The 15,428-nt window shown below is 53.2% G+C and carries 9 protein-coding genes and 1 pseudogene; 3 read left to right on the forward strand and 7 right to left on the reverse strand.

What is annotated here, in order from left to right; genetic code table 11:
* On the forward strand, positions 1-701 hold a 701-nt coding region (locus QZV76_RS05570; RefSeq protein WP_290598885.1), incomplete at its 5' end, for a hypothetical protein.
* Positions 702-745: 44 nt separating this feature from the next.
* Here the strand turns inward: QZV76_RS05570 and QZV76_RS05575 are convergent.
* A complete protein-coding gene (locus QZV76_RS05575; protein ID WP_290598886.1) occupies positions 746-2,845 on the reverse strand; it encodes an ATP-dependent helicase in 2,100 nt (699 codons plus the stop codon).
* Between the two features lie 105 nt (positions 2,846-2,950).
* Here QZV76_RS05575 and QZV76_RS05580 point away from each other — a divergent pair, with 105 nt between their 5' ends.
* Positions 2,951-3,253 carry a glutaredoxin domain-containing protein gene (locus QZV76_RS05580; RefSeq protein WP_290598888.1) on the forward strand — a complete coding sequence of 101 codons (303 nt, stop codon included), beginning with the start codon at positions 2,951-2,953 and terminating at the stop codon, positions 3,251-3,253.
* Positions 3,254-3,430: 177 nt separating this feature from the next.
* Here QZV76_RS05580 and QZV76_RS05585 read toward each other — a convergent pair.
* The 6 genes and pseudogenes from QZV76_RS05585 to QZV76_RS05610 form a co-directional block, all read right to left on the reverse strand.
* Positions 3,431-4,541 (reverse strand): annotated as a pseudogene (locus QZV76_RS05585) (potassium channel family protein).
* Between the two features lie 101 nt (positions 4,542-4,642).
* On the reverse strand, positions 4,643-8,164 hold the full coding sequence (locus QZV76_RS05590; RefSeq protein WP_290598889.1) for an ATP-dependent DNA helicase: 3,522 nt from the start codon (positions 8,162-8,164) through the stop codon (positions 4,643-4,645).
* Position 8,165: 1 nt separating this feature from the next.
* Positions 8,166-11,642, reverse strand: a complete 3,477-nt coding sequence (locus QZV76_RS05595) for an ATP-dependent DNA helicase (protein ID WP_290598894.1) — start codon at positions 11,640-11,642, stop codon at positions 8,166-8,168.
* Positions 11,643-11,671: 29 nt separating this feature from the next.
* Positions 11,672-12,637, reverse strand: a complete 966-nt coding sequence (locus QZV76_RS05600; protein ID WP_290599001.1) for a TIGR02569 family protein — start codon at positions 12,635-12,637, stop codon at positions 11,672-11,674.
* A gap of 61 nt (positions 12,638-12,698) precedes the next feature.
* A complete protein-coding gene (locus QZV76_RS05605) occupies positions 12,699-13,559 on the reverse strand; it encodes a HesA/MoeB/ThiF family protein (protein ID WP_290598896.1) in 861 nt (286 codons plus the stop codon).
* Positions 13,560-13,600: 41 nt separating this feature from the next.
* Positions 13,601-14,668 carry a DUF3152 domain-containing protein gene (locus tag QZV76_RS05610; protein WP_290598897.1) on the reverse strand — a complete coding sequence of 356 codons (1,068 nt, stop codon included), beginning with the start codon at positions 14,666-14,668 and terminating at the stop codon, positions 13,601-13,603.
* 133 nt (positions 14,669-14,801) lie between these two features.
* Here QZV76_RS05610 and QZV76_RS05615 point away from each other — a divergent pair, with 133 nt between their 5' ends.
* Complete coding sequence (locus QZV76_RS05615; protein ID WP_290598898.1) at positions 14,802-15,422, forward strand: TetR/AcrR family transcriptional regulator; 621 nt, start codon at positions 14,802-14,804, stop codon at positions 15,420-15,422.
* The last annotated feature ends 6 nt before the right edge of the window (positions 15,423-15,428 follow it).

The raw sequence follows: 15,428 nt of genomic DNA on the forward strand, positions 1-15,428 counted from the left end.
AGTATCAGACGGAAGATGTGCAATGGCTTCTTACCCGCTGTGACGGTACCCGCAATCTGCAAGAGCTCATTCACCTCTTTGGTAGAGGACAGCACAAAGTGATGAGCCCGGCGCATGTGGAGCAACTCCTCTCAGAATTGCAGCAACTAGGAGTTGCCCACCCGGGTAATAAGAAAAAACCCTGCCTACCGCGTATTTGTGTACGTGGGCATGGGCAACTATCCACCTATGTGCGCCGCATGTTGTCTATAGAGGACGTGCAGCTTATTGAGGAAAAAGATGTGCGAAAACGTGAATGTACGCTCATGGTTATAGCGGACACTATTGTCCCGGATCCAGTTCTCATACGGCATCTTATGGAGAATAATCAGCCATTCTTACTGTGCTCGCTCGTCGATAATCATGGTGTGGTGGGGCCGCTGGTCGTTCCTAAGGAATTGGATCAATCCGCGCAGCGGCGCCTCGCGGCACATCTTGCACAAGTTCCTCTAACACACGGTATTCCCGCCCATGTCACAGCACAATTAATGCATGATGAGGGGCGGGCATCACACGCAACTATTTCAGCAACGGCAGCCTTTGCTGTATCTCTCATAGTGCAACGAACACAACAGGGGCAGGCAGATCATGTTCTCTCCTACCATCAGCGGATGGTAGTGGCTCCCGATGCGCAAATGATGACGCTGACACAGACAAGCTAGCCACGTTAGACAGCAGAGCCAGTCAATACAAGAGGTTTATATTCCTATGCGAGATTCTCCTGCACAACTCTAAGGACGTCCGCTCCGTATGTTTGTAGTTTGGCCTGGCCAATTCCATGAATTCCGGCAAGATCCTTGCTTGTCTGCGGGCAATAATACGCAATCTCAACAAGTGTGCGGTCAGTGAACACGACAAAAGCCGGTTTCCCTATTTCCTGCGCTGTTGTTTTACGCCACTCCACTAAAGCATCGAATAATTCTTGCTGCCGGTAGGACATACTTTCTAAGGCTTCCCGCTTCCATTGCTTGGACGGGGAACGCTTCATCGCCCCTACTGTTCTCTGGGGACCTCTAGCACTGTGGTTTCCATTTTTTACTTCACGGCTTACTCCACGCCGCTGCCACCCCGTGGGTTTTGGCGGATCGATACTGTCAAGGAAACGGCAGCGTTGACGCTCTTTACCACCAGCTCTCCGAGATGCTCCCCACGTTAACGTAAGGTGGTAGCGTGCCCGTGTAATAGCAACATAGAGGAGGCGTCGCTCTTCTTCTACGGCATCTTCCGATGCGTTGTCATCAAATACGTGCCGGTTGGGAAGAGTACCTTCCACCAGGCCAACAACGTAAACAGTGTCCCACTCTAAGCCTTTAGCTGTATGTATAGAGGCCAAAGTGACACCATGCACAGTGGGCGGCTGATGGGCGTCAGCACGAATACGTAGCTCATGTAGCAGACCATTAAGAGTGAGGGAAGGGGTAACCTCCGTCATATCCTCCACTAAAGACACTAGTGCGGTAAGAGACTGCCACCGCTCACGCGCCTGCTGACCAGTAGGTTCTTCTTGCGTAAGACCTATATCTTTTAAGCTAGCGCGAACAAGAGTAACAAGTTTCGGGCCGATAAGATCATCGGGAAGATCATTGCGGCGGCCTAATAGCTCCAACTGCCGGCACGCGCGTTGAATCTCTGGTCGTTGAAAGAATCCTTCCCCTCCCCGCACTTGGTAGGGAATATGACGTTCTTCAAGCGCCTGCTCAAAAAGTGCAGACTGCGCATTTGTACGGTAGAGAATAGCAATATCCTCCGGTAACTGACCCGCAGAAATATCGGCAGCAATAGCAGCCGCTACTTCTTCTGCCTCCTGAAAATCATTATCGTACCGAACAATACGCGGCTTCTTCCCATGTTGTTGCTGCCCCTGTAACTGCATACTGGGTTGGGACACAGTACCTTTCGCATCCGCAATAACTTTATTCGCGTACGCAACAATCTCCGGTGTAGAGCGGTAATCCCTCACCAAATTGACCACTGTGGCATGCGAGAAACGGCGCCGAAAATCCACAAGAAATTCCGGGGAAGCACCATTAAAAGAATAAATAGTTTGGTTGGGATCCCCCACCACGGTGAGATCATCCCGATCCCCCAACCAGCCGTCCAGAAGACGCTGCTGCAACGGGGTAACGTCCTGGTACTCGTCAACAACAAAACTACGATAGCTGGAACGAAACTCCTCCGCGATACCAGGGAACTCGTCCAACGCTGCACTCATGTAGAGAAGCAGGTCGTTGAAGTCGAGAAGCATCCCATCCCTGCGGCGTTTGAGCTCCTCATAGCGTTCTAAAACATGCGCAACAATGGCAGCATCTGCCGGTGGTTCATGATGCAGCCGTGTTACCCCCTGCTGGTAGCTTTCCGCATCGAGGAGTTCCGACTTTGCCCAGTCGATCTCTCCTAGCAAATCTTTCACAGATTCTTTACTGGAATCAGCACCGCAATGGTCTGCGGCCCGCGTCACCAGCCCAAAACGCTCTCGCGTCACTAAATCCCACGGAACATCCCCCATTATCTGTGGCCAGAAATAACGGAGTTGTTTAAACGCTGCCGCATGGAATGTAGACGCCTGTATAAAATGCCCCCCAAATTGCCCAATACCCATCTGGGTAAGACGTTCACGCATCTCCCCAGCTGCGCGTTTAGTAAATGTAACAGCAAGAATATGGCGCGGATTAACCTGCCCGTCGTCAACCAAACGACCAATACGGTGAGTAATAGTGCGAGTTTTCCCAGTGCCCGCACCGGCAAGAATACAGACGGGGCCACGCGGGGCGAGAACGGCTAATTGCTGTTCCTCATCTAACTGCATGAATCGTTCTCCCTTCCGCTTAACTCTTTCAGTGTAGAGACAAACTGTCACATTTCCGCCGTGTAAAAGCTGGCACCAAATCGAAAAACGTGGTTTTCTATACACATGAGTACTGTTGAAGCCCCCGAGGCCCCTAAAAATCCTGAAGATATTACCGTATACTCAGCCAGCTGGTGCCCTCACTGCCAGCGTCTGAAGAAACTGCTTGGCGAACTTAACATTCCTTTTACCAACGTTGATGTTGACGAATACGAGGACATTGAAGCTGTCGAAAAGTTCGTAGAGAGCGTTAACGACGGCAACCGCATTATCCCCACCGTCCTCTTCTACGATGGCACCACCATGACGAACCCCGGTGCCTCCAAGGTCCGTAACAAGATCAAGGAACTCAAGGAAGCAAACGCATAGCGCGAAGCACCGTTTTCTTCTCCACAGTTTCTTAACCCCATTGATAACTGTGAAACAGTAACCGTTGAGGCCCTTCCACTCGTGGAGGGGCCTCAATGCATACGCGCACCATTTTGTGTGCATTCTGTGTTGTACACTTTATGCTCCGCACGTGCTCGCACACGCTGGGTACGTACCCTACTTGGTGGAAAAATTGATGTCCTTCGACACAATACTTGGCTGGCTCATACGCACGTACAGCAGTCGATCCCCCACCTCGAGCTTCTCCACACCCTCATCATTAACGCGATAAAGTTTGCCGTGGCGCACAACACCCAAAACAAGATCCTGTAGATGCCGAGGCGAACCACCAATCTCTGACGGTTTCACACGCCGCTCAGAAACAGAGAATCCTTCCTCCGGGGAAAGCAGATCCTCCGTCAACGTCACGACCGATGGGGTGACAGTAGCCAACCCCAGCAAACGCCCAGTAGTTTCCGCAGATACCACCACTGAGTCAGCACCAGATTGCTCAATAAGATGAGCATTCTCAGATTCCCGAATAGAAGCAACAATAGTGGCCCGAGGATTCAGTTCACGCGCGGACAGCGTCACCAAGACGGCAGTATCATCCTGGTTTGTAGCAACAATAATGGACTTTGCGCGCGGTACCCCCGCGAGTTTCAAAACATCTGCTTTAGCCCCTGACCCATGTACCGTGACGAGGCCTTTGAGGGCTGCGAGGTCAAGCGCATCCTGATCCGTATCCACCACCACAATGTCATTAGGTGGAACATCATCAGCCAACATGGCGGCAACAGCGGAACGACCTTTCGTTCCATACCCAACAACAACAGTATGGTTATGCAACGCGGACCTCCAACGCTGAATTCGAAAAGCCTGACGGGAACGTTCCGTAAGAGCCTGCAGTGTCGTACCAATCAACACGATAAGGAAGAAAAGACGAAGCGGGGGTAATAAGAACAACATTCGCCAAACGCGCTGATTGGGTAACAGGCGTAATGTCCCCATAGCCGGTTGTCGTAAGAGTGACGGTAGCGTAGTAGATACAATCCACCAGCGTCATACCGTTTTCTGGGTCATTACCATCCTGGTAACCCGACCGCTCCGCATACGTAATAATGACGGCAAGAACGAGCGCACCAAAAGCCCACAGTAGACGCACAAAGATCTGCTTCTACGGGCTAGTTTCTAGGAGCGGTACGCGAACAATACCGACTAGGGCATAATCGGGGCGATTATCAAGACGAGACTCCGGCGAGATAAGACTCCGCAGTTTTTTCCCGATACGACGATTCTTCGCCACCACTCCTCCTCCCTTACCGCGATAAAACCAGTACTACCGTATGAGGCCTATGACTGAACTTTAGCCGTTGTCGAGAAGTGATTCTACTGTTTTTCCATATCTGTTGAAGCAGTTAACCCGGTGATGAGCTTCTCCAATTCGGCAGCATCTGCTAATTCATCAAGCCAGAGAGTGTCATCGTGGGCAACATAGTAGAAGGCTGCCCGAATATTTTCCAGTGGTAATGGAGGCTGTCCTTTTTCAGCCCGTTGCACGTTGATAATGCGTTGGAAGGCAATGCGATAGACCGCTAATTGGAGAGCTTTCGTCATGCGGTCTTTCTCATTCGTGGGAACCTTGCCCGTTTTCCAATCCACAACAGTGTAGTGGTCATCATCATCCTGGAAAACGGCATCAATGCGGCCATTAATGACCACACTTCCTAACGACACATCGAAGGGTAACTCCACCATGGTGGTTGTTCGCTGCCCCCAGCATGAATTCGTGAAATTATCTTTCAAGTGGGTAAGCGTGGCAGGTTCGGGAATATCGTCTGACACATCCATAAGATCATCAAGATCTATGAGGGTTCCCAAATCCCCAGCGAGGTGACGCTCCACCCACATATGAAAATCCGTACCGCGTCGCTCATATCGATTGGGTTTGAAGGGAATGGGACGACGAAGCCTCCGCGCAAAATCCTCTGGATCTTCCTGCAGGGACACTATTTGGCTGGCAGTAAGACGTGTCGGTAGAGCAACTGTGCGTGCGGCTGTGTCTTCTCCTGCCTGCATACGTTGAAATTCGGCAAGGAGGGCGTCAGTATCCCGCACAAGGTCACGCTCAGCAACTGTAACAGCCTTAGAAGTACTATCGTCCGCGTGGGACACATCAGTATCCGCTTGCTGTACAGCTTCTACAAGAGCAGTGTGAACCTCTCGAATATGGAGATTATCGGCCAGGTAGTCTACTGGCCATACTGCGTCCGCGTTTTTATCTGCAAGAGGATGGTAGGCAGGGTCAGGATCTGCTGTCCAGTAGGGATGGATAGTAATCTTATCCCCTTTTTCAGTAGTAACAGTGCACGGTGCAACCTCACTGCTACTGTCAGTTTCTGACTGGTTAGCCTGTGCTTGATTAACCTCTGCTAAAAGCGGGAAAGTATCTGCGGGAATGCCATGGTCGATGGCTCTGCCTTCTGCCCACTTATAGGCGTAGCTGAGGTAGTCAGAAGGTGCATGAAAACTTTTATCGTGGAAAGACCAGCCGTGGCCAGTAAGCAGTAAGGAACGCTCAGTGCGGGTAACACCCACATACATAAGGCGTAGTTTTTCCTCGAGCTCCATGCCTTTAAGCCCGTTAATATGCTCTTTGAGAGACCCCATGAAGTCTTTACGAGATTCGCAATTATCGGAATCGAAGATAGGCATACCAGCCAGCACTTCCCCATTCGAAAGTGAAATTTCGCTGTCTCCACGCAAATTAGCTGGTAATTCTGAGGCAGTTTTTACCCAATTGCTGCGCCCGCGCGTCGGTGGGAATTCTCCCGTGGATAGGTTAGGTATGGCGACGCATTCCCACTCCAATCCTTTTGCCCCAAATATGGTGATGATCTGTACACAATTGCGTCGCACCGTAACAGTACCTGGGGTGAGTCCATTATCGTTTTCAGCGGCTTGTGCAAGATAGGAGAGGAGAGCATTCAGGCTGGGGTTTGCTCCACGGCAGAAGGAGGCGACGGCATCGGCGAAAGCATCAAGATGATGACGTCCAGTGAAATGTCCAGCGTCAGGATCGAGGCGTGCCTCAGCCTCCACGTCAACACCAATGGTGCGTTCTACTTCGGCGATAAGTTCGGGAAGAGGCTGCCCCAGGCGTTTCCGCAAATATCGCACATCGGCACGGAGTTGGCGAAGCCGCGCAAAGCCTGCCTGAGAATAGTTTTCTGCAGGGCCGGGATCATCAATAGCATCAGCAAGCCCCACTTGGACGGCACTATCCTGTGGTAGCACCTCGTTGAGCATATCGATGAGGTCATCAACATTAGTAAGTTCAGTGTCTTCTGTGGTGGATACCTCACCACGCAACTCCCGAGCACGTTGCCATAAAGCGCGTATATCGCTAGCACCAAGGTTGATACGCGCACCAGTAAGAATACGCAGTGCAGCCGCCCCATCTAATGGATCTGCGATAATGCGGAGCATAGCCCACACATCCTGTACTTCGGGAATGGAAAGCAGCCCGCCAATATTAACAATTTCGGCAGGGACTCCAGCCGCTTCGAGTGCTTCTGCCATGGGGAGGGAATCCCTATTGCGGGTGACGAGTACTGCGCTCGTGGGCGGTAGCGTTCCCTGTTCTTTCGCCGTATCGAATTGAGTGCGGAAATACTGGGCAATCCAGGTGTATTCGTCTTCTGCACTACCGAAGTAGCGGCAGTGGATATCTGCTTGGGCGGCACTAGGTGCAGGGTGGAGATCCGGGACGTCAACAGCAGCACGGGTAGCTGAGCTGAGATGGCGGGTGTAGACGCTGGCCAAATCCAAAATTTCGCCAGGGTTGCGCCAACTCGTCAGCAAGTATTTAACAGGTGCGGAAGCTCCACCTTCAGCGGGAAAATCTGTGCGGAAATGGGCAAGGTTAGTAGCGGAGGCACCGCGCCATCCGTAGATGGATTGCATGGGGTCGCCAACTGCGGTCACGCTGAGGGTAGGGTCTTGTCCTTCACCGAAAAGTGAGCGAAGGAAAATACGCTGTGCATATCCCGTATCTTGGTATTCATCGAGGAGAACAACGCGGTAGTGGGCGCGCTCACTTTCCCCTACCTGCGGATGTGCGCATGCCAGTCCAGCGGCATAGGCCATCTGCTGCCCAAAATCGAGATACCCCATGTCGCGCATTCGCGCATCGAATTGGTCGATGAGGTCAAGCAGCTGGTCCCGGTAGTGGCAGACATTGAGGAAGTCTTGCATCTCTTTCGTGAATTCAGAGCGGGCACGGGGAGCTTTCGGCAGCCCTATCAATTCCTCACAAAGACGCTGATTTTCTTCCCTCACAGTGGAAGAGTCCACCATGTGGTTAGACATTTCGGCACGTAATGAGAGAAGGTCACTGACGACGCTAGTGGAGGCGCGTTCCACAGCGAAAACTTCCGACCATTGGGCAACAAGATGTGTGGCTTCTTCGGATAGTTCTGCCGCATCCACAATGGTGGCGGTCGTTTCTACAGGTAGGAGCAGACCGTAACTGCGGAGGATCGTTCCCGCGTAGGAGTCGTAGGTAGATGTGTCTACGTCGCTTGTGTAAATAGCTTGGCGGATACGCTGTGCGTCCGGACCATCAAAATCGGGATTGTCGGCAAGACGTTGAAGACGCTGCCGAATGCGTTGCCCAAGCTGCTGGGCGGCTTTACGGGTAAATGTGAGGCCAAGGACGTGATCAGGCGTGACATAGCCGTTAGCAACCAGCCATACTACTCGAGCGGCCATTGTTTCAGTTTTTCCTGCGCCTGCACCAGCCACAACAAGGAGGGGCCCCGGCGAGGAGGAGATAACGGCGGCTTGCTCTGGTGTGGGTGAAAATTTTTGGCCAAGGAGATGGGCAATGTCTGCAGGGGTGTAACGCATCCTAGGCCTTTCTCGCAAGAATGGAATGGGAGTAGAGGGGGCAGGATTCCTGCACCACGCACTGTGTACAGTGGTCATTTCGGCACGCATGGAAAGTTGGACCACTGGTGGCACTGGCGGCGGTTTGTAGAGCTAGTCGCCAGCGTTTTCGCTCGTCCGCATCGAGTGCTTGTTGATCGCGTTCACCCAGGCTGCCACTACGTGGTCGTAGGTAGACAAGTTTGGCCTTCACCACTGGTGTGGTGTCTTTATCGCTTCCAGAAAGGGCAAGTTGGTAGAGAGCCAGCTGAGCATTGTCTTGGGTATCTTTTTTAGAGGGAACAGTTTTACCGGTTTTGAAGTCGACAATAACGTACTGTCCCGCATCTGTGCGTTCTAACCTGTCAATACGACCCTTGACTCGCACGGGAACAGTCGTCGCATCAACACTGGCAATATCTTCTGTAGTAATGCCAAAGTCGGCAAGGTCATCCACAGTAAAAATATGGTCCACACCAACTTCTAGACCAGCAGTAGCAAAAGTAGCGGATTCTTTCGCATCCCATACCGCGTAATTGGTGATGGCGTCTACCGCACGCTGTTTTTCCTGTTCCGCCAGCCAAATAGAGTCAATACCGAGAGCAGGCCAGGCAGCCTCCAGAGCAGTACTGATATTGGCATCATCAAGACCACTCGCAGATGCTTGAGCCAAGGAATGAATGAGAGTACCGAATTGTGCAGCATGCCCGGAATTGGTATCACCACCATTGCGGCTGAGGAACCAGCGGAGTGGACATTCTTGCAAAGTTTCAAAAGCGGAGGGACTCAACGTCACTACCTGGTCGACTACCTGGTCGGTTGGCGACGCGGTTGATGCCGCGGTTAGTGCCGCCAATTCTGTAGTATCTGGCTTTTCCCATAGCGGTTCTGTTGAGGAGATTCCGTCAACGCCCCACCAGTGGAGGGTTCCTGGGACACCTGCGCGTGCCATCCGAACGAGTTGCTGGAATGCCTGTTGCTGGTAGTGTGGCCATTCTTCCGCTGGAATATCGGGGAATGGAGCTGTCGCGCACACGATGGAGCGAAGTCGCGCCACCATGCTCGGAAGAGAGAGAACATGAGGGGTTGTCGTGGTGACGGCTGGCAGGTTCGAGTCTTCTGTAGCACGCTGTTCAGCTGGCACAATAGCGCCAGCGGTGTCTTCTAGAAAGCGGCTGGGGGCAAGTTTATCGGCTCTGTCTCCGGACACAGCGGTAAGAACGAGTCGGCGGCGAGCACGCGATAGGGCTACGTAGAAGAGACGGCGTTCGTCGGCAAGTTGTGGTGCGTGTTGGGAGACAATGGCGCGTGGTTCCACTCCGGCGATGTAATCAAGGAGATTATTGAGGCGCAGTAATGAGCCACGTACAGCAAGCGATGGCCATTCCTCTTCTTGAATGCCCACAACAACAACTGTGTCCCATTCTCGTCCTGCAGCAGACGTGGCAGAAATAATGGTGACGGCATCTGTGGTGTGCAGAGTCCGGATACGGGGCAGAGAGGGTAATTCTTGTTCCCGGATATAGCGGACAAAGTTAGCGACGGTAGCGGTGGGGACACGGTCAATGTAGTCGGAGACAGCGTCAAAGAGTGCCATCATGGCGTCCAGGTTACGGTCTGCTTGGGCGCCTGCTACTCCCCCGCGGAGGCTGGCAACTCGCCAACTATCAGCAAGGCCGGTGGCATTCCAGGCTGACCACAGTACTTCTTCTACGGTCCCATGGTGGCGCATAGTGTGCCATGCTGCATCTACAACATGGTGGACGTGCCGAAGTGGTTGTGCTTCATAGTCGGTAAGAAGTTCCTCAATTTTTGTGAGGGGAATATCGTGAGGATGCTCCGCATAGTACTGTTCTTGAGCTGATGGGGAGAGTAAAAGAGTGAGGAGCGTACTGGATTCGCGTCGCCCACCGAGGGAGACTTCCGCCCGGCGTAGACCACGGCGGAGGCTGCGGACGTCGGCAGGGTCGGCGCGGCCGACGACACCGGTGAGGAGTTTTTCAGCTATATCGGGGGTGCATGTTCCTGAGATAGCTTCGAGGACAGCGAGGATGCCGTCTACTGCATATTGTTCGGTGAGGGGTAGGTCTGCTGTATTGATGTGGAGGGGGACGCCGGCGGCGAGGAGAGCACGGCGAAGTACTGGAAGGTGTGGCCCTACGGTGCGGCAGATAATGGCCATGTCGCCCCATCGCACATTTTCTAGGAGGTGGGCGCGACGTAATACGTCTGCTGCTATGGCGGCTTCTGCGGAGATACTGTCGGCAAGACGAATGGTGGGGTGTGGGGCGTGTGCGCCGCTTCGAGCGGCTGTTAGTTCACGTTGTTGTTGACTATTGTCGGGGAGTCTTTTTCCTGTTGTACGTACTACTTCCGCATTATGGGGTGTGAGGCGATAGCTGGAGCTCAACACAATACGATGTGGGCTGCCGAGAAATGCCAGGTTGTGAAGGTAGCTGGGGTCTGCGCCGCGGAAGCGGAAAACGTTTTGATCGGGATCGCCTGCTACAACGGTAAGGTGCGCCCCTTTCCGGATAGTTTCTACCAATTCCGCCATTTGCGGGTCGAGGTGTTGGGCGTCGTCAACAAGGAGGAGGCGGACTCGTTGTTGTTCTGCGGCCAGAATATCTGGATGTGTGGCTAACCCTTCTAGCATTGTTTGGACAAGTTCGGCGGCGTCTAATGGTGGGCTTACTTCTTCCCCGTGTGAGTTTCCTACGTTGGCGCGGAGGGACTGAACTCGCTCAAATTCGATGGCGAAGTGGCCTGCTGCTACCCATGCGGGCTCTTCCTGGTCTTCGCCAAGCGCAATAAGTTCTTCACCGTTGAGGCCATGTTTGGCAGCTTGCGAAATGAAATCTCGCAGTTCGCGAGCAAATCCTACAGTGGTAAGAGCGGGACGGATCCACTCGGGCCAGAGGTTGTTTTTATCTTCGGCGATGGTTGCCAACATTTCCCGGTAGATAACATCTTTTTCGGCACCGGTTAGTAATTTCGGGGCGGGTACGCCATCGGCTGCGGCAATGCGTGCCAGCACACTGTAGGCGTAACTGTGCACAGTACGGACAAGGGGAGTTTGGGAGGAAAGGCCTTCGCTACCAACAAGGTGCATGGCTATCTTCTCGGATAGTTCTGCTGCGGCACGCTTCGATTGGGTGAGGAAGAGGACGTTATCTGAACTGTGGTGTGGTTGCTTGCAGTAGGCGCAGGCGAGGTCAATAAGGAGGGATGTTTTACCTGTTCCTGGCCCACCTAATATTTGGAATGGTTCAGGATCGACGATGGGGGCGCCTGTTTCGTCAAAAAGTAGGCTGGCGGTACCTGTCCACTGTCGCTGCGAATGGGCTTCCGCTATGGGACGGACAAGTGTGACATGAAGTGACTCATCACGTGAAGTATCACGTGAAGTATCGCGCGAGGCATCGCTGTGAGATTCGTAGGAGCTAGTGGGTTCCGTCATGTCCCTATTTGACCATACCCTTGTAACATTTATGGCTCGGGTATCTGTGAGATTGTTGGTTCAGTAGATTTCTCGCAGGGTTTTGTCACTGGTAGAAGCGGTGCGCTGGCTAACGTGTCATAGTGTGCTTGCGTCACAATATCGGCAATGATGACGCCAGTGTGCAGCAATTTAGTGTAGTTACTTGCGGCTGAGTGCCGGTGAACAAGGTGTATTCCCAAGCGGAAGAGGTAGGCGCGGAGAAGCTGTTGAGGCCATTCTGGGAGATGCTGCCACCGCTGTGGTAGGTCCGCATCTGCGCCTGCCCATGTTAGTGCGTCCACTACTATTATTCCCGCGGCCCAGGCGGGGTTGTGCCAGTAGGGAACAATATCGGGGATGAGGGGGGCTTCTGCCACGGCAAAGAGTGTGCCGAAGAGCATGTCTCCGTGCACAATTTGGGCGGGTGCGTGAACGTCTTCCCGCAGATCCATGAAGTGTTGGTAGAGTTCTATACCCGCGGCTATATCATGACGAAAACTGCCAGTGCTGCCAGTTCCGTGGGGTAAATGGTCGCGGAGTAAGGCGAGTCCGGCGGGGTGGAAGGCAGCTCGATCCGCCATGCTGAAGTAGTCGGTTTCGCTCCAGGGGGTGGAGGGTCCTCCTACTAGGAAGCGGGGGCGGTCGTGGCTAGCGAGGGCGTCGTGTAGTCGCAGTGAGGTAGCAACTACTTCATCGGGGCGATTTTGTAGTACTCCGGCTCCATAGCGATCGGCACGCCAGTCCCCCACAATGGTTCGCCCATCGGTTGCTCGGAAGGGTCGCGCAATGCGGATTCCGGAGGGATCCAAGGTGTCCCGTATTCGCGCGGACCATGTTGCACGGGCCCTGTCAACGACGGGGGTGAGCACTATGGAATCGGCAAGAATACCTCTTCCCCAGCCGCGTGGGGCAGGGCTCAAGTGTGGGTCACGTAGTCCAAACGCGTTGAGAACATTCGGGGAGGGCTGCAGCATAGTCACGTCCTTATCCTACGTGTCATTACCTATATGTCTTTGGATATGCGGGATGGGGTTACTATCGTGTTTCGCTAGTGTGCGGTGACTGGGTGGTGGTGTCGGAATGCAGAGTTACCTCGTGTATGCGCATCTCCATGGCGTTGTAGTAGAGAACTCGTCCCAGTAGATTATTTCCCTCACCTAGTAGCAGTTTCACTACTTCGGTGGCCATTAAACCGCCGATTGTGCAGCAGAGTGCACCCATAATGCCGGCGCCTGGTTCACGGGAGGGAGCCTCCGGGGAGGGTTCTTGAGGGTAGAGGTCCCGTAGGGTGACGGCGCGTTGCGGGTCTGGACATTGTGCCCAGAAGCTGGCGACTTGGCCTTGCCAGTGGAAAACGGATCCCATCACTTCGGGAATGCCTAGCGCGGTGGCGAGATCGTTAACGAGGTAGCGGCTGGCGAAATTGTCGGTGGCGTCGACAATGAGATCCCATTGGCTGCCGAATTGTGTCCTATAAGTATCTATATCGGCAGGGTGTAACCGTAGGGGGAATTTTTTGACGATAAGGTCTGGGTTAATTCCTTGCATGCGCTCGGCGGCAGTATCAACTTTGCGTTTTCCGACTGCGGCGGTGGAATGGATAACTTGGCGTTGCAGATTGGAGGAATCTACTACGTCATCATCGACAATACCGATGGTGCCTACCCCCGCTGCTGCTAGGTAGAGCAGCACGGGGGATCCTAAGCCGCCGGCGCCAATAACGAGAACACGAGTGGCGGACAGTCTGCGCTGGCCGTCTTCCCCTACACCGGGTAGGTTGAGATGCCGCGCATAACGATCTTTTTGTGCGGCGTTAAGCGGTTCTCCTAATGGTGCTAGTGGGTGGAGAGGAAGACGGAGTGGGGTGCGAGTGGTTGGTGTAGCGCGTGTTGTCATACCACCAGCATAAAGAGATCTCTATGGGAGTGAAGGAGCACCTAGTGAGTTTCGGAGAGTGGTAGCTCTGGTAGTTGGGAGGCTGCGACGTTTTCTGGATTGGGCCAGGGGTTGGGTCGACACGTGTTTTCTATGGCGAAATCGGTTGTGGTAGAGAGGTTTGGTTCAAGTACTGCAATATCGTGGTTCCGCAGTGTGATTGTTTGCTGCATCATGATGGGGGCGGGACTACCAGAAGCTGTACATACTTCATGCCCGAATCCCAATGCGTGCCCCAATTCGTGGTTAATAAGGTAATAGCGGTAGCCAGCAACGTCATGGGGGTATGTTGCTACACCGCGGACAAACCGAGCAAGGTTAATGACCACTCGACGGGTTTGAGGAGACCAGCAGCTTGTCTCTACTGGCAATGTGTATCCGCACAGTTTACGGGTTGTGAGCGGGGTGGCGAGGGTGAAGTGGATAGTGTTCTTGTACAGCTCTGCGCCAACTCCAGTGGTTTCTTTTTTCAATACCTGTAGACCGGCTTTATCGAAGTGATGGAAGCTGCGTTTACCTCCACTTGTCCATCCGCGTGGGTCTCCCAGTGCGGAATGCACCCACCAGGTAAAAACGTCATTGCCGCCATAGCTACTGGCATTAATACCGTCTTCTACGTCGATGGTGTAGGGAATAGCATCGGATCCAAGAGTCGCTGCTGAGACCGCATCACCAATTGAGTTCGGGTTCCCTAGCCCAGGGGTAGCGTTCATGCTGGATTCTAGGTTGGGTTTGGTGTGGAGGGGTTGCACGGTGAAAGTACCGGTGCCTTGCTCCGTATAGGGTTTCCCGGCTGGTAGTGCGGCTTCGTCAACAATGGGTTTCAGGGCTGGATCAGAAAGATGGATAGACGATGATGTGCTAGTGCTAGAGGCTTCATTGTGGGTGGCTGGTGAGGATGGTTTTACGGCCTTCACTATCCCCACGATGATGATCACAATGGCGAGGAGAGCGAGCAGTGTTCCTCCCACGAGCCACAGTCCGCTACGGTGCGCATGTTGTGCAGCCGATGAGTGTGCAGCAGATGGATCGGAAGCGTTATGCGAACCGTCGGAGTGTTTACGAGACATAAGGTCCATCCTCTAAATTCAAATTGAATTCACTTTCCGTTATGTATCTCTCGGTAAAGTCGGAGTATTGGGAACACCCCGCCCATATGCCGTATCTGTACATCGCTGACCACCAGTCAGCAGGGAGGTCACTGTGAGTGCCACATCTACTAGTCGAGTGTCGCGAGAAGAACGGCGTGAGGCAATTCTCAATGCGGCGCGTCGCCATTTTGTCTCCACCGGATATCACGGAACTGGCATGGATGATGTTGCTAATACTCTCGGCCTCAGCAAGCCCATTGTGTACCAATATTTTTCTTCCAAACACGATCTTTATCTAGCGGTACTGGAAAAGGCTGGCAAAAACCTACAAGACACTATTAGCACCGCACTGAATCAATCAGGTTCTAATCGCACCATTGTGCGCGCATCAGTACGAGCCTTCTTTGATTTCGTTGACGATGATATGCAGTACTACCGGCTACTTTTCGACTCGGACATGCTGGACGATATAGAAGCAGCTGAACACGTAGAACAAGTAATGTCTACTGTTGTCACCTACATTGCACACCATATTTCCCATGCAACAACTCTTGACCCGGCACGCGCTCAGCTACTAGCCAGCTCTGTGGTAGGAGCCAGTACATCAGCGGCAAAAACGTGGGTAAAAACAGCACGGCACGAACTGGACATTGATACAGCGGCCGATCTTATTGCGGGTGCCCTATGGAGTGGTTTACAAGCATTCCCGGCACGGCACACACCCCACAGGTAACCACGT

Source organism: Lawsonella sp., from assembly GCF_011525565.1.
GTDB classification, from domain to species: domain Bacteria; phylum Actinomycetota; class Actinomycetes; order Mycobacteriales; family Mycobacteriaceae; genus Lawsonella; species Lawsonella clevelandensis_A.

Coding starts and splice junctions, on each gene's coding strand:
- QZV76_RS05575 (WP_290598886.1), bottom strand. CDS start 2,845: ATGCAGTTAGATGAGGAACAGCAATTAGCCGTTCTCGCCCCGCGTGGC.
- QZV76_RS05580 (WP_290598888.1), top strand. CDS start 2,951: ATGAGTACTGTTGAAGCCCCCGAGGCCCCTAAAAATCCTGAAGATATT.
- QZV76_RS05590 (WP_290598889.1), bottom strand. CDS start 8,164: ATGCGTTACACCCCTGCAGACATTGCCCATCTCCTTGGCCAAAAATTT.
- QZV76_RS05595 (WP_290598894.1), bottom strand. CDS start 11,642: ATGACGGAACCCACTAGCTCCTACGAATCTCACAGCGATGCCTCGCGC.
- QZV76_RS05600 (WP_290599001.1), bottom strand. CDS start 12,637: ATGCTGCAGCCCTCCCCGAATGTTCTCAACGCGTTTGGACTACGTGAC.
- QZV76_RS05605 (WP_290598896.1), bottom strand. CDS start 13,559: ATGACAACACGCGCTACACCAACCACTCGCACCCCACTCCGTCTTCCT.
- QZV76_RS05610 (WP_290598897.1), bottom strand. CDS start 14,668: ATGTCTCGTAAACACTCCGACGGTTCGCATAACGCTTCCGATCCATCT.